This window comes from Formosa sp. Hel3_A1_48 (assembly GCF_001735715.1).
Classification (GTDB): domain Bacteria; phylum Bacteroidota; class Bacteroidia; order Flavobacteriales; family Flavobacteriaceae; genus UBA3537.
This window is the reverse complement of record NZ_CP017259.1, coordinates 985,328-1,006,559: the sequence shown is the minus strand read 5'-3', so window position 1 is coordinate 1,006,559 and position 21,232 is coordinate 985,328. Positions and strand designations below refer to the sequence as shown.

At 36.7% G+C, this 21,232-nt stretch carries 19 protein-coding genes; 13 read left to right on the top strand and 6 right to left on the bottom strand.

Annotated features, from left to right (window positions below):
• Positions 1–3: 3 nt before the first annotated feature.
• The 3 genes from FORMA_RS04580 to FORMA_RS04570 all read right to left on the bottom strand — a co-directional run bounded on the left by FORMA_RS04580 (position 4) and on the right by FORMA_RS04570 (position 2,442).
• Positions 4–618 carry a bifunctional nuclease family protein gene (locus FORMA_RS04580; RefSeq protein ID WP_069674545.1) on the bottom strand — a complete coding sequence of 205 codons (615 nt, stop codon included), beginning with the start codon at positions 616–618 and terminating at the stop codon, positions 4–6.
• Between the two features lie 111 nt (positions 619–729).
• Positions 730–1,683 (bottom strand): electron transfer flavoprotein subunit alpha/FixB family protein, encoded by a 954-nt coding sequence (locus FORMA_RS04575; protein ID WP_069674544.1) that lies wholly within the window; start codon positions 1,681–1,683, stop codon positions 730–732.
• A gap of 12 nt (positions 1,684–1,695) precedes the next feature.
• Positions 1,696–2,442 (bottom strand): electron transfer flavoprotein subunit beta/FixA family protein, encoded by a 747-nt coding sequence (locus FORMA_RS04570; RefSeq protein ID WP_069674543.1) that lies wholly within the window; start codon positions 2,440–2,442, stop codon positions 1,696–1,698.
• Positions 2,443–2,590: 148 nt separating this feature from the next.
• Between FORMA_RS04570 and FORMA_RS04565 the strand changes: the two genes are divergently transcribed.
• Complete coding sequence (locus FORMA_RS04565) at positions 2,591–3,568, top strand: pyruvate dehydrogenase complex E1 component subunit beta (RefSeq protein ID WP_069674542.1); 978 nt, start codon at positions 2,591–2,593, stop codon at positions 3,566–3,568.
• A gap of 94 nt (positions 3,569–3,662) precedes the next feature.
• The gene (locus FORMA_RS04560) at positions 3,663–6,038 is read left to right on the top strand and encodes a sodium-translocating pyrophosphatase (RefSeq protein WP_069674541.1); all 2,376 of its coding nucleotides are present in this window, start codon (positions 3,663–3,665) and stop codon (positions 6,036–6,038) included.
• A 73-nt stretch (positions 6,039–6,111) separates the two neighbouring features.
• On the opposite strand, the gene FORMA_RS04555 is transcribed toward FORMA_RS04560, so the two are convergent.
• Together FORMA_RS04555 and FORMA_RS04550 are read right to left on the bottom strand one after the other, a co-directional pair.
• Positions 6,112–6,726: a deoxynucleoside kinase gene (locus FORMA_RS04555; protein WP_069674540.1), complete on the bottom strand. Its 615-nt coding sequence runs from the start codon at positions 6,724–6,726 to the stop codon at positions 6,112–6,114.
• A gap of 3 nt (positions 6,727–6,729) precedes the next feature.
• Positions 6,730–7,515: a hypothetical protein gene (locus FORMA_RS04550; RefSeq protein WP_157506026.1), complete on the bottom strand. Its 786-nt coding sequence runs from the start codon at positions 7,513–7,515 to the stop codon at positions 6,730–6,732.
• 101 nt (positions 7,516–7,616) lie between these two features.
• Between FORMA_RS04550 and FORMA_RS04545 the strand changes: the two genes are divergently transcribed.
• The 3 genes from FORMA_RS04545 (at position 7,617) to FORMA_RS04535 (ending at position 12,137) form a co-directional block, all read left to right on the top strand.
• On the top strand, positions 7,617–8,462 hold the full coding sequence (locus tag FORMA_RS04545) for a GLPGLI family protein (RefSeq protein ID WP_069674538.1): 846 nt from the start codon (positions 7,617–7,619) through the stop codon (positions 8,460–8,462).
• 74 nt (positions 8,463–8,536) lie between these two features.
• Entirely contained in the window at positions 8,537–9,394 is an 858-nt protein-coding gene (locus FORMA_RS04540) for a GLPGLI family protein (RefSeq protein WP_069674537.1), read from the top strand.
• A gap of 31 nt (positions 9,395–9,425) precedes the next feature.
• Positions 9,426–12,137: a carboxypeptidase regulatory-like domain-containing protein gene (locus tag FORMA_RS04535; RefSeq protein ID WP_069674536.1), complete on the top strand. Its 2,712-nt coding sequence runs from the start codon at positions 9,426–9,428 to the stop codon at positions 12,135–12,137.
• A gap of 69 nt (positions 12,138–12,206) precedes the next feature.
• On the opposite strand, the gene metK is transcribed toward FORMA_RS04535, so the two are convergent.
• On the bottom strand, positions 12,207–13,463 hold the full coding sequence (gene metK, locus FORMA_RS04530; RefSeq protein WP_069674535.1) for a methionine adenosyltransferase: 1,257 nt from the start codon (positions 13,461–13,463) through the stop codon (positions 12,207–12,209).
• 204 nt (positions 13,464–13,667) lie between these two features.
• On the opposite strand from metK, the gene FORMA_RS04525 reads away from it, so the two are divergent.
• From FORMA_RS04525 to dtd, 8 genes are all read left to right on the top strand, one after another.
• A complete protein-coding gene (locus FORMA_RS04525; protein WP_069674534.1) occupies positions 13,668–14,774 on the top strand; it encodes an acyloxyacyl hydrolase in 1,107 nt (368 codons plus the stop codon).
• The gene (locus FORMA_RS04520) at positions 14,771–15,517 is read left to right on the top strand and encodes a head GIN domain-containing protein (RefSeq protein WP_069674533.1); all 747 of its coding nucleotides are present in this window, start codon (positions 14,771–14,773) and stop codon (positions 15,515–15,517) included. Before FORMA_RS04525 ends, FORMA_RS04520 begins: the two co-directional genes overlap by 4 nt.
• A 292-nt stretch (positions 15,518–15,809) precedes the next feature.
• Positions 15,810–16,631: a prephenate dehydratase gene (locus FORMA_RS04515; RefSeq protein ID WP_069674532.1), complete on the top strand. Its 822-nt coding sequence runs from the start codon at positions 15,810–15,812 to the stop codon at positions 16,629–16,631.
• Entirely contained in the window at positions 16,628–17,773 is a 1,146-nt protein-coding gene (locus tag FORMA_RS04510; protein ID WP_069674531.1) for a pyridoxal phosphate-dependent aminotransferase, read from the top strand. The genes FORMA_RS04515 and FORMA_RS04510 overlap by 4 nt, the downstream gene beginning before the upstream one ends.
• Positions 17,770–18,621 (top strand): prephenate dehydrogenase, encoded by an 852-nt coding sequence (locus FORMA_RS04505; protein WP_069674530.1) that lies wholly within the window; start codon positions 17,770–17,772, stop codon positions 18,619–18,621. Before FORMA_RS04510 ends, FORMA_RS04505 begins: the two co-directional genes overlap by 4 nt.
• A gap of 10 nt (positions 18,622–18,631) precedes the next feature.
• On the top strand, positions 18,632–19,714 hold the full coding sequence (locus FORMA_RS04500; protein WP_069674529.1) for a bifunctional 3-deoxy-7-phosphoheptulonate synthase/chorismate mutase type II: 1,083 nt from the start codon (positions 18,632–18,634) through the stop codon (positions 19,712–19,714).
• A gap of 101 nt (positions 19,715–19,815) precedes the next feature.
• Positions 19,816–20,766, top strand: a complete 951-nt coding sequence (rsgA, locus tag FORMA_RS04495; RefSeq protein ID WP_069674528.1) for a ribosome small subunit-dependent GTPase A — start codon at positions 19,816–19,818, stop codon at positions 20,764–20,766.
• Entirely contained in the window at positions 20,763–21,215 is a 453-nt protein-coding gene (dtd, locus tag FORMA_RS04490) for a D-aminoacyl-tRNA deacylase (protein WP_069674527.1), read from the top strand. The genes rsgA and dtd overlap by 4 nt, the downstream gene beginning before the upstream one ends.
• The last annotated feature ends 17 nt before the right edge of the window (positions 21,216–21,232 follow it).

Below are 21,232 nucleotides of genomic sequence, written 5' to 3'. Positions count from 1 at the left end.
TTCTTAGCGTTTTGAAATTTCGTCTCTTATTTTTGCTGCAACTTCATAATTTTCATCAGAAACAGCTTTTTGAAGTAGGTCTTCAAGTTCAGCTAGGGAAAGGTTTTTATAAGAATCTTCTTTTTCTAAATCTTCAGAAGAAGTGTCCATTGATGCTTCTTCAAAAACAAGAGTGTCATCAGATTTTTCTGGATCGTCAGGGTTAATTTTCAAAATAATACCTGCTTTTTCGAGAATGTTTTTATAGGTGAAAATAGGTGCAGAAAAGCGTAAGGCAAGCGCTATGGCGTCGCTTGTACGCGCATCAATAACTTCTTCTTTGGTGTCACGTTCGCAAATAAGGGAAGCATAAAATACACCATCGACAAGCTTATGAATAATAACTTGCTTGACTACAATATCGAACCGGTCTGAAAAATTTTTGAACAAATCGTGTGTCAAAGGTCTTGGTGGTCGAATATCTTTCTCTAGAGCTATTGCGATGGACTGTGCTTCAAATGCACCAATGACAATTGGGAGTTTTCGTTCACCATCTACCTCGCTGAGAATCAGTGCATAAGCACCGCTTTGCGTTTGACTGTACGATATACCCTTTATATTTAAACGGACTAAGCTCATTATTTGTACTAACAAATAACAGTTTTAATTCCTAAAATACCAAACTTAACTATCTAAGTTTTAATAAATCGGACTAAAAAGTAAATTATAAATAATTGAATGTGAAACAGATTAACTGTTTTGCGCTTTAAATGTTTTAAGTTTTTCAATCAATTCGGGCACAACCTCAAAGGCATCTCCTACAATGCCATAATCAGCAGCTTTAAAAAATGGCGCCTCAGGGTCTGTATTTATCACCACTTTTACTTTAGATGAGTTTATTCCTGCCAAATGCTGAATAGCTCCAGAAATTCCTATGGCAATGTAAAGGTTGCTAGCAACAGGTTTCCCTGTTTGACCAACGTGTTCACTGTGTGGTCTCCAGCCTAAGTCTGAAACAGGTTTTGAACAAGCCGTAGCAGCGCCAAGTACTTCCGCAAGTTCCTCGATCATATTCCAATTTTCAGGGCCTTTCAACCCCCTGCCTGCTGAAACTACAGTTTCTGCGTCTGCAATAGAAACTTTGTCTGTTGCTTTATCTACCTTTTCGACACTTATGTCTGATGAGGTAATTTCTGGAGAAAATGGTTCTGATTGTAAGGAAATAGGGTGCTCAATAAGGCCAAAAGCGTTGTTGGATAACCCAATGATTTTAACTTCTGTTGTGATTTCTGTTTCACAAAATGCTTTATTACTAAATGCTGTCCTTTTGACTGAAAAGGGTTGCGTCTTGGGAAGCTCTACAACATTTGGTGCGTATCCTGCTTTCAGGCCTACTGCCAAAATTGGAGCTAGGTATCGACTATCAGCGCTACTACTTAAAATAATTACATTGGCACTTTCTTTAAGAGCAGCTTGAGCAATAATATCGGCATACACTTTTGCATTAAAGCCATTTGAGTGATTGACCGTCAATACCTTATCAACTCCATAGTCAGCCAATTGCGAGCAGTCTTCAGTATTGAAAACCACAGCACTCAGACTGGTGTTTAGAGTGTTCGCTACAGCTCTGCCATATGAAGCAACTTCTAAAGCTGCTTTTTTAAACATCTTATTTTCAGATTCTATATATACAAGTACAGGCATATTTTTAAAAGTTTAGATGACTTTCGCTTCGTTATGCAAAAGATCAATAAGTTCATCAATATTATCGGCATCAACCATTTTGATTGCTCCTTTGGGAGTAGGTTTTTCAAATTTTACGGATGATGTACATGTTTGTTGCTGTGCGGGTTCCAAAACCGTTAATGGTTTCTTTCTGGCCATCATGATTCCACGCATGTTTGGAATTTTCAGGTCACTTTCTTCAACTAAGCCTTTTTGACCTCCTATGACCAAGGGTAAAGTGCTTGATAGTGTTTCTTTTCCGCCGTCAATTTCTCGTACTGCGGTTGCATTAGTTCCGTCAATTTCTAATGAAATACAGTTGTTGACAAAGCTGGCACCTAGTTCGGCAGCCATCATCCCAGGAACCATTCCGCCGTTGTAATCAATGGATTCGCGACCCGCTATGATTAAGTCGTAATTTCCATCTTTTGCAACTTTTGAAAGTTCTTTAGCAACTGCATAACCATCTGTAGGCGTTGTGTTTATTCTAAAGGCAGCATCAGCGCCGATGGCTAGGGCCTTTCTAAGGGTTGATTCTGTTTCTGGACCACCAACATTTACCACATCGACAGTCGCGTTTTGCTTTTCTTTGAACCACATGGCTCTGGTCAAACCAAATTCATCATTAGGGTTGATGACAAACTGAACACCATTGGGGTCGAAAGCAGTATTGTCATTAGTAAAATTTATTTTTGAAGTGGTGTCAGGGACATGGCTTATACATACTAATATTTTCATTATTTGGGTATTTTAACGTTTCTATTAAATATTTAAGCGAAGGTACAAAAAAAGTTCATATTTCCTATGCATGCATAGGAAATTTTAAACAAATGATGTAATTATTATTATACATTATTCTTATTTTTGCCCCATCAAAAATCAGTGAATGAAAACAATACAGTTTAGAGAAGCAATTTGTGAAGCCATGAGCGAAGAAATGCGTCGTGATGAAAGTATATATTTGATGGGTGAGGAAGTTGCGGAATACAATGGTGCATACAAAGCATCAAAAGGCATGCTTGATGAATTTGGTGAAAAGCGTGTGATTGACACTCCAATTGCAGAGCTTGGTTTTGCAGGAATAGCTGTAGGGTCTACGATGACTGGCAATAGACCAATCGTGGAGTTTATGACGTTTAATTTCTCATTAGTCGGCATAGACCAAATCATTAATAACGCTGCTAAAATCAGACAAATGTCTGGAGGTCAGTTTAAGTGTCCTATTGTATTCAGAGGGCCAACGGCTTCAGCAGGGCAATTGGCTGCAACCCACTCCCAGGCTTTCGAGAGTTGGTATGCAAACTGTCCAGGGCTTAAAGTTATAGTACCTTCTAACCCATACGATGCGAAAGGTTTACTTAAAGCAGCAATTCGCGACGATGATCCAGTCATATTTATGGAAAGTGAGCAAATGTATGGCGATAAAGGTGAGGTTCCTGAAGGGGAATATGTCTTACCTATTGGAGTTGCTGAAATTAAAAGAGCAGGAACTGATGTGACCGTAGTTTCATTTGGTAAAATTATAAAAGAAGCTTATAAGGCATCAGAGGATTTAGAAAAAGAAGGTATTTCTTGTGAAGTTATTGACTTAAGAACTGTACGGCCATTGGATATCAATTCAATTTTGGAATCTGTTAAAAAAACAAATAGACTTGTTATTTTGGAAGAAGCATGGCCCTTTGGAAATGTTTCAACAGAAATTACATATCAAGTGCAGCAAAAAGCTTTTGACTATCTCGATGCACCGATCATTAAAATAAACACAGCAGATACACCTGCGCCTTATTCCCCTGTTTTATTGGAGGAGTGGTTACCTAACAGCAACGATGTTGTTAAGGCTGTAAAAAAAGTACTTTATAAATAAAATATAGGGGTCCTGAAAAAGTAAAAAAATAGGTTTTTCTATTCTTATTCAATTCATTACATTTGTGGCCTTTAAAATAAATTAAAATTAAATTATGGAATCAATGATGATATACATGCCAATTGTGATGGCAGTATTAGGATTAGTTTACATGTGGACAAAGCAGTCCTGGGTAATGAAGCAAGATGCAGGAGATGGTAAGATGAAGGAAATTTCTGACTACATCTATGAAGGTGCTTTAGCCTTTTTAAGTGCAGAATACAGACTGCTCTCAATTTTTGTTTTGGTAGTAAGTATCGCACTTGCGGCAGTATCATTTATCGTTCCGACAACACACATACTTATAGTAGTTGCCTTTGTTTTTGGTGCTATTTTTTCTGCATATGCAGGGAATATTGGAATGAAAATCGCTACAAAAACTAATGTTCGTACAACACAAGCCGCAAAAACCAGTCTTCCTAATGCACTAAAAATTTCCTTTGGTGGCGGAACGGTAATGGGTCTTGGTGTTGCTGGTCTTGCTGTTTTAGGTTTAACGGTATTTTTTATAATTTTCTTCCATTTCTTTATGGATGGTCAATGGACCAGTACAATGGATATGACTATTGTTCTTGAAACTCTTGCTGGATTTTCACTTGGTGCTGAATCTATTGCACTCTTTGCTCGAGTAGGTGGAGGTATTTACACCAAAGCTGCCGATGTGGGCGCTGATTTGGTTGGTAAAGTTGAAGCAGGTATTCCTGAAGATGACCCCAGAAACCCAGCAACAATTGCAGATAATGTTGGTGATAACGTTGGTGATGTAGCCGGTATGGGTGCAGATTTATTTGGTTCATATGTTGCAACTGTTCTTGCGGCGATGGTCCTTGGTAACTATGTGATCAACGACATGGGTGGAAGTATTTCAGATGAGTTTGGTGGAATAGGCCCAATTTTATTACCAATGGCCATTGCAGGCGCTGGAATAATTATCTCTATCATAGGAACTTTATTAGTGAAAATTAAAAGTAATGAAGCTAAGGAAGCTCAAGTTATGGGTGCACTTAACAAAGGAAATTGGACTTCAATTATTCTTGTAGCTATTTCTTGTTATGGACTTGTAACATGGATGTTGCCTGAAACCATGCAAATGGAATTTTTTGGCGAAGGTTTGCAAGAGATATCATCAATGCGTGTGTTTTATGCAACTTTAGTTGGACTTATTGTTGGCGCGGTTATTTCGTCAGTAACTGAATATTACACAGGACTTGGTAAAGCACCAATTCTAAAGATTGTACAACAATCGAGTACCGGTGCAGGAACAAATATCATTGCAGGTTTAGCAACTGGTATGATTTCAACATTTCCATCAGTACTATTGTTTGCTGGTGCCATTTGGGCCTCTTATGGTTTTGCTGGTTTTTACGGAGTGGCTTTAGCAGCTTCAGCAATGATGGCAACTACAGCTATGCAATTGGCAATCGATGCATTCGGACCAATTTCTGATAACGCTGGCGGTATTGCTGAAATGAGTGAACAAGATCCAATTGTTCGTGAGCGCACAGACATACTCGATTCAGTAGGAAATACAACCGCCGCTACAGGAAAAGGATTTGCGATTGCTTCGGCAGCGTTAACCTCTTTAGCATTATTTGCGGCCTATGTTACCTTTACAGGGATCGACGGGATTAATATTTTTAAGGCTCCTGTTCTTGCCATGCTTTTTGTTGGTGGAATGGTGCCTGTGGTGTTCTCTGCTCTTGCGATGAATGCTGTTGGAAAAGCGGCTATGGAAATGGTACAAGAAGTGAGACGTCAATTCAAAGAAATTGCAGGAATCATGGAAGGTACTGGGACTCCAGAATATGACAAATGTGTTGCGATTTCAACGCAAGCCTCCCTCAAAGAAATGATGTTGCCTGGATTATTGACAATAGGCTTTCCGCTTATTATAGCTTTTGTCCCTATGATTTTCGGTATGGATTCATTAGCTATCGCCGAAATGCTTGGAGGCTATATGGCCGGTGTTACAGTTTCTGGTGTACTTTGGGCAATTTTCCAAAACAATGCCGGAGGCGCTTGGGATAATGCTAAAAAATCTTTTGAAGCAGGGGTGGAAATTAATGGTGAAATGACCTTCAAAGGCTCTGATGCGCACAAAGCAGCAGTAACTGGGGATACGGTAGGTGATCCATTCAAAGACACTTCTGGACCTTCAATGAATATTTTAATCAAACTTACATGTTTGATAGGTTTAGTAATTGCGCCAATTTTAGGGGGACATTCAGAAGAATCATCGGCAATGACAACTCATGAAGTTGAATTCAATGTTTCAATTGATGCGGTTGGTACAGAAAATGCTACAGCAAGCATTACTAGTGTTACTACTCAAAATGGTGTTGAAACCATTGTAAAAAAATCATATTACGGAACTGAGGATGAAGTTGAAAAACTTTTGGAGGAAGTAATAAATGACGCCACCAAAGAATAAGTTTCGTCATCATCACTTATACAAAAAAGCACGCGGATAGCGTGCTTTTTTTATTGAGTAATATTGTATTGTACTAAAAAAGGCCGTTTATTTCAGCATCAATTTTACTGATAATCCCGCCTAAATCTTCTTTGTTTTCTACAAAATCTAAATCATCTACATCAATAATAAGAAGACGGCCTTTTTTGTATCCATGGATCCATGCTTCATAGCGTTCGTTCAGTCGGCTTAGGTAATCAATGCTTATGGAGTTTTCATAATCCCGCCCCCGCTTATGTATTTGACTTACTAGATTTGGAATAGAGCTGCGCAAATAAATAAGTAAGTCTGGTGCTTCGACCAAACTTTCCATCAAATTAAATAATGAGCTATAATTATCAAAATCCCTGTTGGTCATCAGCCCCATTGCGTGTAGATTTGGCGCAAAAATATTGGCGTCTTCATAAATGGTGCGGTCCTGAATAATGTCTTTACCACTTTTTCGAATTTGTAATACCTGACGAAATCTGCTGTTTAAAAAATAAACTTGCAAATTGAAACTCCAACGCTCCATTTGGTTGTAAAAGTCATCCAAGTAAGGGTTATCTACAACATCTTCTAGTTGTGCCTCCCATTTATAATGTTTTGCTAACAGCTGGGTTAGTGTTGTTTTTCCAGCGCCAATGTTACCTGCAATTGCAATGTGCATAATTTAATATTTTATAAGTTGGTAGTGGTGAAGAAATTCGCCGTCATAAATATACAAGGTTTGATTCATTACAAAAAACTGTTTAATTAAATTTTTAGGAATTTTTAAAATTTGAAATTCATCAGAATTGTTAACTCTATAAAAAATAGTGTTATCGCGCTTGAATAACAAAATTTCATTGAATACCCTAAAACTGTCAAATCCAGGATGATTTATTTTTCGAACTAAGCTTCCAGTGTAATTAAACTCATAAAAAAGCGAATCTGTCAATACATACACATTATTATAATCACTATTCATACTGACTTTTTGCTCATCCAAAGGCAGGGTTCTAAGTCTTGTTTTGTTTGTTTCGTAATCAAATAATTCTAATTGAAGAGTCAGCTCGTTGTATACCCAAATGCTAGTGTCACTGCTAAGTGCAACTCCATTGACCAATCGATAAGGGTTTATTGTGTTGAAATTAAGTTCTAATAATTCTGTTAAGCGATTATCCAAAAGTACAACTGTGTTTTGGCGTTTGTGGAGGATCACAACTTTGAGCGCATTGAACACTTGAACTTCGTTTATTTCGCCTAATTGAAGATTACTGTACGATTGAATCTTCTCATCGCGCTTGTTGTACAGAGTGTTGTCCTGTATGAAGTAATACTTGTCAAAACGGTCAACCCCAACAAAATCATTCCATTCCGTTTTTGTTTTTTTTAGGAATTTAGCCTCTAGATAATCCTGCGCTTGCACAGTACATAAAAAAAGAGTTAGTGTTAAAAAGCTTAATTTTTTCATCATTGGAAAAATACAAAAAAATAAATTTAATTTTCTGTTACAATTCTTTTAATGAGTCGTCTATTTTATCGAACACTGTTTAGAGAGTAATTTAAAATTTTTTTATGGACGCAATTTTTCGACTTGTATTATTCATTTTATGTTCCACATTTTCATTATTTGCTCAAGATTTTCAAGGTTTAGCTACGTACAAAACTCAACGTAAGTTAGAGCTTAAAATTGATAGTACGCAAGTAGGAGGAGGGGAAATGCAAAAGCAAATTATGGCTATGCTAAAAAAGCAATTTCAAAAAACCTATATTCTTACATTTGATAAAAACACCTCAATTTATAAAGAAGACGAAGCATTGGCACCACCATCTGCCGGAGGGTCTATTATGGTCATTTCTTCTATGGGTGGTTCTGGAGCATTGTATAAGGATTTAAAGCTTCAGTCATTTACAAATCAAAAGGAAACTTTTGGAAAGCAATTCATTATCAAAGATAGTTTACAGCCAATTGATTGGGAATTGCACAGCGATACTAAGAATATTGGGAATTACACTTGCTATAAGGCAACGTTTACAAAAGAAATAGAAGAAATGTCAATGATGACATTTAGTAGTGATGATGAGCAAAATGACGAAGAGCCTACAACTTCTACTGAAACAAAAACAATAACTGTTACAGCATGGTATACACCACAAATTCCTGTAAGTAATGGTCCGGAAAGTTACCAAGGCTTACCAGGTCTTGTTTTAGAAGTCAACGACGGAGATTTGACGATTCTTTGTAGTAAAATTACAATAAATCCCAAAAAACAAATTGAAATTTCCGAGCCCAAAAAAGGAAAACAAGTAACCCAAAAGGAATACGATAAAATTATGGAAAACAAAATGGAAGAGATGAACGAACAGTATAGGGGACGAGGATCTGATGATAAAGGAATAGAGATTCGTGTTGGGGGTTAATTCCTTTTGTGAATTATTTAACGTCACCATATAAAACTAAATGTAAATTTGTGTAATATTCAATAAAACCAAAAATGATTTTTAAGCGCATCATTATTTCCACATTCCTAATCTGTAATTTATTTGTTTTTTCTCAAGATTTTCAGGGCAAGGCTTATTATGTTTCCAAAACTAATCCCGATATGGATAGTTGGGGCGGTCGCCAAATGAGTGAAGTTCAAAAAAAACAAATAATGGAGCGCATGCGCAGCATGTTTGAAAAAACCTACATACTGACTTTTGATAAATCGGCTTCTATATACAAAGAAGAAGAAGTACTTGAGGCGCCTGGTCAAGGTGGCTTTGGAATGTGGGGGAGTAGTTTTTCTGCTGGGCCGCAGTACAAAAATATAAAGACCAAAAAGTTTATTCAAGACCAAGAGTTTTTTGGACGTCAATTTTTAATTACTGACTCACTCCAACAGTTAGAATGGAAGTTTGGTTCTGAAACCAAGCAAATTGGGCAATACTTGTGTATGAAGGCTACTGCTACAAAAACTGTCGATGAATTCGACTGGCGGAGCATGAGAAGAAAAGCATCCAAAAAAGAAGATAAAAAAAGCGAAACAGACTCTACAAAAACCACTTCAGTGACTGCTGATATCGAAGTGCCAAAAACCATAGAGGTAACAGCTTGGTATACCCCTCAGATACCTGTTAATCAAGGGCCTGGAGAATTCTGGGGTTTACCAGGTCTCATTCTTGAAATCAATGCGGACCAGACCACTGTTCTGTGTTCTAAAATCATCATAAATCCCGAACAAAAAAGTATAATTTCTGCACCAGAAAAAGGCCGTGTAATTTCAAGAAAAGAGTACAACGCTACCGTCAAGCAAAAAATGAAAGAAATGCGAGAGATGTACCGTGGCCGGGGAAAGAACAAACGAAAATAAAATAATTATCAATTAAGCTTAAACTCTAATAATGAAATATTACATAAGCATCCTTTTATTATCAATTAGTGGACTCACTTTCTCTCAGGTTAAATTGGAAGGATATGTGAAAGATTCAATAGGGAATCCATTGGAATTAGCCAATGTAATTGCTATAAATAAAGCTACCAGTGCTTTAGATTCCTACGGAATTACTAATGATGAGGGGAAATTCAGATTGGATTTGAAAAAAAACACACTGTATTCAATACAAGTCAGCTATATTGGTATGAAATCGATGACGCAGGCGATACAAACCGGCGAATCGAATGTTAATAAAAATTTCACCCTACAAGAAGACAACGCCCTAGAAGAAGTTGAGCTTACTTATGAAATGCCTGTTACGATTAGTGGAGATACATTGGTGTATAATGCTGACTCTTTCAATAAAGGAACGGAGCGAAAATTAGAGGATGTTTTGGAAAACTTACCAGGTGTGGAGATTAATGAGGATGGTCAAGTTGAGGTTGAAGGGAAGGTCGTTTCAAAACTCATGGTTGAAGGAAAGGATTTTTTTGACGGTGATACTAAATTGGCCACAAAAAACATACCCTCAAACGCAGTTGATAAGGTGCAAGTTTTAAAGAACTATTCTGAAGTTAGCCAGTTAGGTGGTGTGACTAACAATCAAAATAATGTAGCTATAAACATCAAATTAAAAGAAGGTAAAAAGAACTTCTGGTTTGGAAATGTAACGGCTGGTGCAGGAGATTCAGATCAAGAAACATTGTATTTAGCACAACCAAAATTATTCTACTACAGCCCAGATTACAGTATTAACTTTATTGGAGATTTGAATAATATTGGTGAGGTCGCATTTACTCGAAGAGACTATTTTAATTTTACTGGAGGTTTTAAAAGACCTAGCCTAAGTAGTGGAACAAACATAAATTTGGGCAGCAATGATATCGGGTTTTTAACGCTTCAAAACAACCGCGCAAAAGACATCAACACAAAATTTGGAGCCACAAACTTCAGTTGGTCGCCAAAAACTTCTTTAGATATTGGCGGATTTGCTATTTTATCAAACAGTAGAAACGAACTTCAAGAAAATCGTTCTGTTCAGTATACCGATCCAGAGCTTGGTATCCCCGATGAGGAAACAGAAAGTAACACGGTACAAGAAAACAACCTAGGGATGTTGAAGTTGTCTTCAAAATATCAGCCTAACGCCAATAACCAATTGGAGTACGAGGTTTTTGGACAGATGTCAAAAAGTGAACAAGACCAACGGTTCTTTTCATCAATAAACAACAATATCGATCAGTTGGAAGAAACCACTCCTTTTAGCTTAAATCAAAATTTGAATTATTACTATACTCTAGATGAAAATAATATTTTTGCTCTTGAAGCCCAGCACCTGATCAAAGATGAAGATCCTTTTTACAATGCAATAATCGAAGATAAACTTAGCTATGGAGGTACAGCAGCTAACTTAGGTCTCGATGACAACCAAAGCAATTATAACTTAGCTCAAGAAAAGCGTGTAAAATCTAACCAGTTAGATGCAAAACTGGATTATTGGAACATATTGAACAAGAAAAGTAATATCAACTTGACGTTTGGGACGATCTTAAGCCATCAGAAGTTTAACTCTAATATTTTTCAATTTTTAGATGACAATTCACGACTAGACGTTACACCGCCCGATAACAATGGTGCGGATGTCAATGCTATAGATTACAATTTCTCTGATGTTTATTTAGGGCTTCACTACCGCCTAAAAGCAGGTATTTTCACAATCACACCTGGTATTTCTGGTCATATGTACAATGTAAATAACACCCAGTTTGGCCAAAAAGTAACGGATAATTTCTTCAGATTTTTACCCGATTTAAATGTCATTATCCAATTGAAAAAGAGTGAAACATTGAACCTTACTTACAGAATGCAAACTCAATTTACTGATGTTTCAAACTTTGCTAGTGGGTTGGTCTTGAATAATTACAATGCTCTTTTTACGGGAAATCCAGCGTTAGAAAGTGCCTTGTCACACAACGTGAACTTATTTTATTACAGTTTTAATATGTTTAATTACACCAATGTTTTTGCGAGTATTAACTATAATAAAAGTATAGATAATATACGAACAGAGTCTCTATTTCAGCCAGGTAATGTTATTCGGGTATCTTCGCCCTTCAATTCTCCTTTTGCGGATGAAAGCGTGAGTGCAAATGGCCGTTTTCAACGTACATTTGGAAAAATTCGTGGAACAATTCGCGCTAATTTTAACTATTCAAAATTCAATCAATTTATACAAAATCGCCGTTCTGTAAATGAAAATTTTTCACAAACATATAGAGCACAAATACGAACGAATTTCCGCACAGCACCCAATTTAGATTTAAGTTACCGTTATTCTATCCAAGACAATAATTTAGGGCAAAACAGCACTAAGTTTTTTACCAAAAGCCCAACCCTAGAATTTGATGCCTATATCTTAAAAGCGTTTACATTTAGAACAGACTATTCCTACAATGATTTTAGCGATGAAAACGGGACGATTAATACATTTGAATTTTGGAATGCATCATTGTCTTACAGAAAAAATGAAGATGCGAAATTTGAGTATGAAATTAAGGCTACTAACTTGTTGGACACCCGTGCGCAAAATCAAAGTAATGCAGGTAATATTTCGGTGAGTGCTACTGAGTATTTCATACAACCACGTTATATAACATTTCGTGTGCGCTATGAGTTGTAAATACACAAAAAAATTAATAAATAAAATGCCCCGCAACAGCGGGCATTTTTATGTTTGCAAAGTTTTAACTTAGAGCTTGAAAGCAGTTTTAATTGCTTCTATATAATCTAATTTTTCCCACGTAAACAGTTCTACATCCAACACTTGTTTTTCACCATTGGGTAGATAAAATACTTTTTCAACAGTTTCGTTTGTACGCCCCATATGACCATAAGCAGCAGTTTCGCTGTACATTGGGGTACGAAGTTTTAGTCGTTGCTCAATTGCCGCTGGTCGCAGGTCAAATAGCTCCATTATTTTTTGTGCAACAGTACCATCGTTGAGTTCCACATTGGCTGTGCCGTAAGTATCTACAAAAACACCCGTAGGTTCGGCTACGCCAATGGCATAACTGACTTGTACTAAAATTTCTGAACATATTCCTGCAGCAACCATATTTTTGGCAATATGGCGCATGGCATAAGCCGCAGAGCGGTCTACTTTACTTGGGTCTTTTCCCGAAAATGCACCTCCACCATGTGCGCCTTTTCCGCCGTAGGTGTCTACTATAATTTTACGGCCAGTCAATCCGGTATCTCCGTGAGGGCCGCCAATTACAAACTTGCCTGTTGGATTGATGTGATACGTAATATTATCATTAAAAAGTGCTTGAATGGCCTTAGGTAATTTTGAGATTACTCTAGGAATCAAAATGGCCTTGATGTCTTTTTTGATCGTATCAAGCATTTCATTTTCATCATCAGAAAAGTCGTCATGTTGTGTAGAGATTACAATAGAATCAATCCGCAACGGGACATTGTCATCACCATATTCAATAGTGACCTGACTTTTAGAGTCAGGACGCAAATAAGTGATGTCTTTGTTTGCGTGGCGCAAAGCAGCAAGTTCTTTTAAAATACGGTGCGACAAATCCAATGCTAAAGGCATGTAGTTTTCGGTTTCATTGGTGGCGTAACCAAACATCATACCTTGGTCACCAGCCCCTTGTTCTTCAGGGGTTTCTCTATCAACTCCTCTATTTATGTCCTCCGATTGTTCGTGTATGGCTGAGAGAACTCCGCATGAATTCCCGTCAAACATGTATTCGCCTTTGGTATAACCAATTTTATTTATTGTGTCTCGAGCGATCTGTTGTACGTCCAAATAGGTTTTAGATTTGACCTCACCAGCCAAAATAACTTGCCCGGTAGTCACCAATGTTTCACAAGCCACTTTGGCTTGCGGATCGAAGGCCAAAAAATGGTCGATGATTGCATCGCTAATTTGGTCTGCTACTTTATCGGGGTGTCCTTCAGAAACACTTTCGGAAGTAAATAAGTAACTCATAATAGGTTATTTATGAGGTATGATAAGCGCAACAAGCTAAAGGGATTGGCACTGTTTTAGCTTTTTTTTTTGAGGTTGCAATCAGATCAAATTTATCCTCGTTTAGTAATGCTGCAAATTTAGAGATATTAATGAAAAAAAAAAATCTTTCATCTGCTTATATGATTTGAGATTGTATTTAATTAGATTTACTGCTCAATTGATATGGTAAAACACGGTATTTTATTTTTCTTTTTTGGTGTGCTCTTTTTGGGGCACACACAAGAGCTCAAGCCCTTTAGCTACATTGATTTAAATTTGTATTCAGGTAATATTGCGCGTCATAACGATAATATTACCCACCTGATTCAAGCGCATCCAAATGGTTTAATCTTGGGATGGAACAAGCGTGTTTCCGGTGAAAAATCATGGCATAAACGCTACAATTACCCTGAATTCGGCACCTCTATAAGCATTCAAAATTTTAATAATTCAACTTTGGGTAATGGTTATGGACTTCATGCGCATTATAATTTTTATTTTCTAAAGCGTCGTTTGATGTTGCGTATTGCTCAAGGAGTCTCTTTAGTAACTAATCCTTACGACAAGTACAAAAACCCAAAAAATATTGCTTTTGGCTCGCCTTTTCTCAGTGGCACTTATTTAATGCTCAATTACAAACGCCCCCAATTATTGGGCGCTGTTGGGGTTCAGGCCGGAATAACACTGCTCCACTTATCTAACGCAAGTATCAAAGCGCCGAATACCAGTATCAATACCATCGCCTTTAATTTCGGTCTAACGGCTGCCCTAGATGAAAAACCCGATTTTTTAAAGCCCACATCAACAAATCAAGGGATTAGTCAAGAAATAGACCAAAGTGTCCATTATGGAGCCGTCTTCAAAGCTGGGGTCAATCAAAGTGACGTAGTAGGAAGCCCTCAATTTCCTTTTTATGTATTTTCTTTTTTTGCCGATAAACAGATTAATGAAAAAAGCTTAATTTCCATTGGGGCGGAGTATTTTAATTCCAAATTTTTGAAAGAATATATTTACTATCAAAGTGTAGCTTATCCTGAAAGCCAAGTGGAAAATGACGTTGACTATAAGCGTGTAGGTCTATACCTAGGGTACGAATTGTTATTTGGGCGATTTTCTGTACTTGCTCATTTGGGCTATTATGTCTATGCTCCGTTTGATTTTGAAGGGCGTTATTATAATCGCCTGGGAATGAAACATTTTATAGCTAAAAAATGGTTTATATCGGCAACATTAAAAGCGCATAGTGCTAAAGCGGAAGCATTAGAATTTGGTATAGGTGTAAGGTTATGAAAAAGGTATTATTAAATAGTATTATTCTGCTTGTTTTGGCCTGCGCCGAGGATAAAGCCCCAGATTGTATACAAACATCCGGCCATAGGACCAGTGTTGAATATAGTCTTGAGCCATTCAGTAAAATTTTAGTTAATGAAAACATAGAATTAGTTATTAAGGAAGGTGTTGATTTCCATATAAGTATTGAAGCTGGATCCCATTTGATATCAGATATTTCTTATGCCATAAGCGATGATGTGCTGTCCCTTACAGACCACAATCTTTGCAATTGGATTCGTAGTTATAGACCTACTAAAATCACAGTGACTACCCCAAATCTTACAGAAATCCGAAGTAATTCTCAGTATACAATAAAATCTTTAGGGGTATTAACATTTCAAGATTTGAATTTAATCTCTGAAAATTTTCGTGAAGATCAATTAAGTTTGGGTGACTTTGATTTGATAATACAAGCTGAAAGCTTAAATGTAATTTCAAATAATCTATCGCAATTTATTGTATCTGGCGCTGTAGATAATCTTTCTGTTGGATTCTATTCGGGTACAACAGCTTTTTTTGGAGCAAACCTTTTAGCGCAGAATGTGATAATTTTACACCGCAGTAGCCATGATATTGTTGTACATCCCTTACAATCTCTCAAAGGAGAATTACGCGGTACTGGGAACTTGATCTCTGTACATACCCCAGCAGAGGTAGATGTCACCCAACTTTACACGGGAACACTTATTTTCTTGGATTAATTGAATTCAATTCAGTAAAAGCTCGATATTTTAGTTAATGTTTAATTAATTCGCTATTTTTTTTAGAATTAATCAAAATTGAGGGCTAATTTCAAAAAACATAAAATTGAATTTTGTTTTGAATAAAAAATATTTACTTTAGCGCTGTAATAAGTAACAATGCACAATATATATTATACATTCTACAACTGGTATTATTTCTTTTTTGAAAAAAGAGTCGAGGTCTTGTATGTGTAATTTAATATTATAACTTTCAATTTGAGTCTCGATGTAAATATCGAGATTTTTTTTTATGATAAATAAAGTCGCTATACAAGGGATAAAAGGATCATTTCATCATTTGGTTACACAAAATTATTTTGTAAATCCAGTAGAAATCGAACCCCTCTTGACATTCAATGAAGTAGTGGATAGCTTGATTAAAGAAAAAGTTGATACCGCTGTAATGGCATTGGAGAATTCAATTGCGGGCTCTATAATTCCCAATTATGCTTTAATCGATGCCAATAATTTACATATAACAGGAGAGTATTATTTAGATATTCAACATAATTTAATGGCGCTGTCTGGTCAGGATATTTTTGAGATTAAAGAGGTTTACTCACACCCCATGGCATTGTTGCAGTGTCAATCTTTTTTCGACAAGTATCCACATATAAAATTAGTTGAGGATTGTGATACTGCTGAGGTTGCACAAAGAATTCACAAGAAACAATTAAAGGGAGTTGCAGCCATTGCCAGTTCTAGTGCTGCAGAGATATATAAATTGAATATTTTAGCTGAGAGCATTCAAACCATTAAGCATAATGAAACTCGTTTTGTAATCGTTGAACGGAACGAAAACCCTTCCTCAACTATAAATAAAGCCTCATTAAAATTTATGCTGAATCATAAACGTGGGAGTTTAGCCGCCATGCTCAATGTTATGAGCGATTGCAAACTTAACTTGACTAAAATTCAATCTTTACCTAAAATTGATACTCCTTGGAAGTATGCATTTTTTGTGGATGTCACATTTGATGATTATGAGGATTATGAAAAGGCAACTGCTGTGATGAAAATAATGGCTGAAGAATTTAAAGTACTTGGTACTTATAAAAATGCAAAACAATGAGTCTAGTAGCCCGTCGTTTAGATACTGTTGAAGAATACTACTTTTCAAAAAAACTGAAAGAAGTACGTACACTCGTTTCCAATGGGGCAGCTGTAATTAACCTAGGCATCGGAAGCCCAGATTTACCGCCACATCCTTCAGTGCTAACAGCACTTGAAAATAGCCTGTCTGAACCCCAAGCCCATAAGTACCAAAGTTATCAAGGATTACCTGAACTTAGACATGCGATTTCTAGTTTTTATGAAAAAAATTACAATGTTCTAATCAATGCTGAAAATGAAATCCTTCCTCTTATGGGTAGTAAGGAGGGTATTATGCATATCTCCATGGCCTATCTCAATGAGGGTGATGCTGTATTGATCCCAAATCCAGGATACCCTACCTACAGCTCGGTTACAAAGTTAGTAGGTGCAACCCCTATTTTTTACGATTTAACTGCGGAAAATCATTGGCAGCCGCAGATATCAGCACTAGAACGATTGGATCTTTCAAGAGTGAAAATCATGTGGATCAATTACCCACACATGCCTACAGGTACACTTGGCTCAGAACAGCATTTAACGGCTTTAATTCAATTCGCAAAAAAACACAATATTCTGCTTGTCAATGATAACCCTTATAGTTTTATCTTGAACGATAACCCAAATAGTATTTTTAATATTAAGGGAGCAAAAGAGGTGTGCTTGGAGCTAAATTCGTTAAGTAAAAGTTTTAATATGGCTGGCTGGCGTGTTGGTATGCTTTTAGGTGCTGAACAACACATCAACAATGTGATAAAAGTTAAAAGCAATATGGATTCAGGTATGTTCTATGGTGTTCAAAAAGGTGCTATCGCTGCTCTGAAATCTTCTAATGATTGGTTTACTAGTCTTAACGAGGTATACAAAAAGCGCCGCGCTTTAGTTTGGGAATTAGCAACTCAACTTGGCTGTACATTTGAGCCAGACACGGCAGGAATGTTTGTTTGGGCAAAACTTTCGCAAGGGATCGATGCAGAACAGTTTATAGACACATTACTTATTGAAAAAAATATTTTTGTAGCTCCTGGAACCATTTTTGGATCAAATGGGGAAGGTTACATACGTTTTTCGCTCTGCGCCCCGATAGAAGACATTAATGAAGCCCTAAAGCGTACAGCATGAAGAATATTTACATCATAGGGACTGGACTGATCGGAGGTAGCCTTGCTTTAAATTTGAAGGCCGTTAAACCCAAAGCTGTAATTCATGGTATTGATCACAATGAAGCCCATCTTACGGAAGCTTTAAACTTAGGGTTAATACATAAAAAGGCAGTAGTTGAGGACATTGAGCACGCCGATTTAGTACTCTTATCAATCCCTGTTAATGCAACACTTAATTTACTGCCAAGAATATTAGATTTATTGCCACCTCAAGGGCTAGTTGTCGATATGGGCTCCACAAAAGCCTCAATTTGTCAAGTTGCGGATGCACATCCGAAACGCGCTCAGTTTTTAGCAAATCACCCAATAGCAGGTACTGAATTTTCTGGTCCGAAAGCTGCTTTTGTTGGTTTGTTTAAAAACAAAACCAATATTATTTGCGATCTAGACAAGACTGAACCAAAGCGATCTAAAGAGATGATCGAGATTTTCAAAGCTATGGGCATGAGTATTCGTTATATGGATGCAGTCGAACACGACAAGCATATTGCTTATGTGTCTCATTTATCCCACATCAGTTCATTTATGCTAGGCAAAACAGTAATCGATAAAGAAAAAAATGAACTTAATATTTTTGATATGGCAGGCAGTGGATTCGAGTCGACCGTACGCTTAGCAAAAAGTTCTCCTGATATGTGGGCTCCTATTTTTGAACAAAACAAAGAGAATGTCATTGAAACACTCAATGAATACATTCAAAACTTAAACCATTTTAAAGCGTTAATGGAATCTGATGATTTTGAATCCGTCCGTAACGAAATGAGAAGTATTAATCATATAAAAACAATTTTAAAAGGAATTTCTTAAAACCAATACTATGGAAAATAGCAAAGAATTAAGCACATGGTTAGATGATTTGAAACTTGAACACCCTCTAGTTATTGCTGGGCCATGTAGTGCAGAAACTGAAGAACAAGTATTAAAAATAGCACACGAACTAAAGGATTCTGATGTCAGTTATTTTCGTGCGGGCATATGGAAACCACGGACCCGACCCGGAAACTTTGAAGGGGTAGGTGCTTTAGGCTTAAAGTGGCTCCAGAAAGTTAAGGCTGAAACTGGTTTGAAAACAGCAACAGAGGTGGCAAACAGAGCACACGTTGAGCTAGCACTAGAACACGATATCGATTTACTGTGGATAGGAGCACGGTCTACAGTGAGCCCTTTTATTGTTCAGGAAATCGCTGATGCATTGGAAGGAACAGATAAGGTTGTTTTGATCAAAAATCCAGTAAATCCAGACCTAGCCTTATGGCTTGGTGCAGTAGAGCGTTTGTCTTCTGCTAATATCAAAAATTTAGGGGTGATTCACCGAGGTTTTTCGACATATGAAAAATCGAAATATAGAAATAATCCAGAATGGCAATTGGCAATTGAGCTGCAAACTAGATTCCCTGACTTACCGCTTATAAATGATCCCTCCCATATTACTGGAAGGCGTGACATGGTATTTGATGTATGCCAAACAGCATTGGACTTGAATTTTGATGGATTAATGATTGAAACTCATTATGACCCTGATAATGCATGGAGTGATGCTGCTCAACAGATTACTCCAAAAACGCTTATACAATACACCAAAGACCTGAAAATCAGAAAGGAAAGCACAACTGAAGCTGATTACACTTCTGAACTTCAAAATCTTAGAGCGCAAATTGATGTAGCTGACAACCAATTGTTAGATACTTTAGGAAAACGAATGAAAGTGGCTGAGGCAATTGGCGCCTTGAAAAAAGAAAAAAATGTTGCCGTGCTGCAAAGTAAACGTTGGAACGAAATCTTAGGTAAAATGGTTCTAGAGGGCGAACAACACAATTTAAGCGAAGAGTTTATTTTAAAACTATTTAAGGCAATTCATCAAGAATCAATTAATCATCAAAAACAAATTTTGAAATCATAAAAAAAAGGGTGTTGAGTCACCCTTTTTTAATACACTTAAATATCCTATAACACATAATAAAAAGAAATTTGTTTCTTTGTGTTGATAACGAAGGTTATAGTATGACAGGAACAGTTTATAAATCTACAGGCAGTTGGTATACGGTCAAATCCTTAGAGGGTTCTTTTTACGAGTGTCGTATCAAGGGCAAATTTCGTATGCAAGGAATCAAAAGCACAAATCCAATTGCGGTTGGTGATGTTGTAGATTTTGACTTAGAAACCAGTAACAATAAAGAAACTGGAGTGATAAAAACTATTCAAACACGAAAAAACTATATTGTTCGAAAATCAGTCAACTTATCTAAGCAAACACACATTATTGCCAGTAATATTGACCAAGTATTTTTACTCATTACTATAGATAATCCACCTACGTTTACAAGTTTTATTGACCGTTTTTTAGTAAGTGCTGAGGCCTATGGCATAAGCTGTATTTTGTTGTTCAATAAAATGGACCTTTATGATGAAAAGACAAAAAATATTGTTGAGGATTTGATTCATATTTATTCAAATGTTGGTTACGAATGTTTAAAAATATCGGCTAAAAAAGCAGATAATCTAGGACCAATAAAAATAAAAATGAAGAACAAAACAAGTATGTTTTCTGGGCACTCAGGCATAGGTAAATCGACTCTGGTAAACGCTATTGAACCTTCATTAAATTTGAAGACAAAAGCCATATCAGAACTTCATCAACAAGGGCAGCACACCACTACATTTGCAGAGATGTTTGATTTAAGTTTTGATGCGCGCATTATCGATACACCAGGAATCAAAGGCTTTGGTGTTGTTGACATTGAAGCCGCAGAACTGGATCAATATTTCCCTGAATTTTTTAAATTAAAATCCAATTGCAAATTTCATAATTGCCAACATGTTCATGAGCCAAAATGTGCCGTTAAACAAGCAGTTGAGGCTGATGAAATTGCCGCTTCGCGCTACAAATCGTACATTCAAATTTTGGATGGAGAGGACGCAAATTATAGAACTGATGTACACGACCCCATATGAAAGCAGTAATTCAAAGAGTGACTCAGGCAAACGTCTCGATTGACGGAACCATCAAAGGAAAAATTTCTTCAGGGCTATTGGTCTTTTTAGGTATTGTCAGTGAAGACACCTTGGAAGATATTCAATGGCTGAGTAATAAAATTGTACAACTTAGAGTATTTAATGATGATGAAGGTGTCATGAATTTATCTTTAAAAGACATAAAAGGCGAGATATTAGTCATTAGTCAATTTACACTTCATGCCAAAACTAAAAAAGGCAATCGCCCAAGCTATGTAAAAGCAGCGCGACCAGAACGTGCAGTGCCGATTTACGAACAATTTTTAAATCAACTAAAAGACGATTTAGAACAAGACATTCAAGCTGGTATTTTTGGAGCAGACATGAAGGTTTCGCTTTTAAATGATGGCCCTGTAACTCTTATCATAGACACCAAAAACCGTGAATAAATTTATATGAAATTATT

Bases quoted from the DNA above. Each gene is read 5' to 3' on its own strand.
- FORMA_RS04580 (WP_069674545.1), bottom strand. From the start codon at position 618: ATGAGCTTAGTCCGTTTAAATATAAAGGGTATATCGTACAGTCAAACG.
- FORMA_RS04575 (WP_069674544.1), bottom strand. From the start codon at position 1,683: ATGCCTGTACTTGTATATATAGAATCTGAAAATAAGATGTTTAAAAAA.
- FORMA_RS04570 (WP_069674543.1), bottom strand. From the start codon at position 2,442: ATGAAAATATTAGTATGTATAAGCCATGTCCCTGACACCACTTCAAAA.
- FORMA_RS04565 (WP_069674542.1), top strand. From the start codon at position 2,591: ATGAAAACAATACAGTTTAGAGAAGCAATTTGTGAAGCCATGAGCGAA.
- FORMA_RS04560 (WP_069674541.1), top strand. From the start codon at position 3,663: ATGGAATCAATGATGATATACATGCCAATTGTGATGGCAGTATTAGGA.
- FORMA_RS04555 (WP_069674540.1), bottom strand. From the start codon at position 6,726: ATGCACATTGCAATTGCAGGTAACATTGGCGCTGGAAAAACAACACTA.
- FORMA_RS04550 (WP_157506026.1), bottom strand. From the start codon at position 7,515: ATGATGAAAAAATTAAGCTTTTTAACACTAACTCTTTTTTTATGTACT.
- FORMA_RS04545 (WP_069674538.1), top strand. From the start codon at position 7,617: ATGGACGCAATTTTTCGACTTGTATTATTCATTTTATGTTCCACATTT.
- FORMA_RS04540 (WP_069674537.1), top strand. From the start codon at position 8,537: ATGATTTTTAAGCGCATCATTATTTCCACATTCCTAATCTGTAATTTA.
- FORMA_RS04535 (WP_069674536.1), top strand. From the start codon at position 9,426: ATGAAATATTACATAAGCATCCTTTTATTATCAATTAGTGGACTCACT.
- metK (WP_069674535.1), bottom strand. From the start codon at position 13,463: ATGAGTTACTTATTTACTTCCGAAAGTGTTTCTGAAGGACACCCCGAT.
- FORMA_RS04525 (WP_069674534.1), top strand. From the start codon at position 13,668: ATGGTAAAACACGGTATTTTATTTTTCTTTTTTGGTGTGCTCTTTTTG.
- FORMA_RS04520 (WP_069674533.1), top strand. From the start codon at position 14,771: ATGAAAAAGGTATTATTAAATAGTATTATTCTGCTTGTTTTGGCCTGC.
- FORMA_RS04515 (WP_069674532.1), top strand. From the start codon at position 15,810: ATGATAAATAAAGTCGCTATACAAGGGATAAAAGGATCATTTCATCAT.
- FORMA_RS04510 (WP_069674531.1), top strand. From the start codon at position 16,628: ATGAGTCTAGTAGCCCGTCGTTTAGATACTGTTGAAGAATACTACTTT.
- FORMA_RS04505 (WP_069674530.1), top strand. From the start codon at position 17,770: ATGAAGAATATTTACATCATAGGGACTGGACTGATCGGAGGTAGCCTT.
- FORMA_RS04500 (WP_069674529.1), top strand. From the start codon at position 18,632: ATGGAAAATAGCAAAGAATTAAGCACATGGTTAGATGATTTGAAACTT.
- rsgA (WP_069674528.1), top strand. From the start codon at position 19,816: ATGACAGGAACAGTTTATAAATCTACAGGCAGTTGGTATACGGTCAAA.
- dtd (WP_069674527.1), top strand. From the start codon at position 20,763: ATGAAAGCAGTAATTCAAAGAGTGACTCAGGCAAACGTCTCGATTGAC.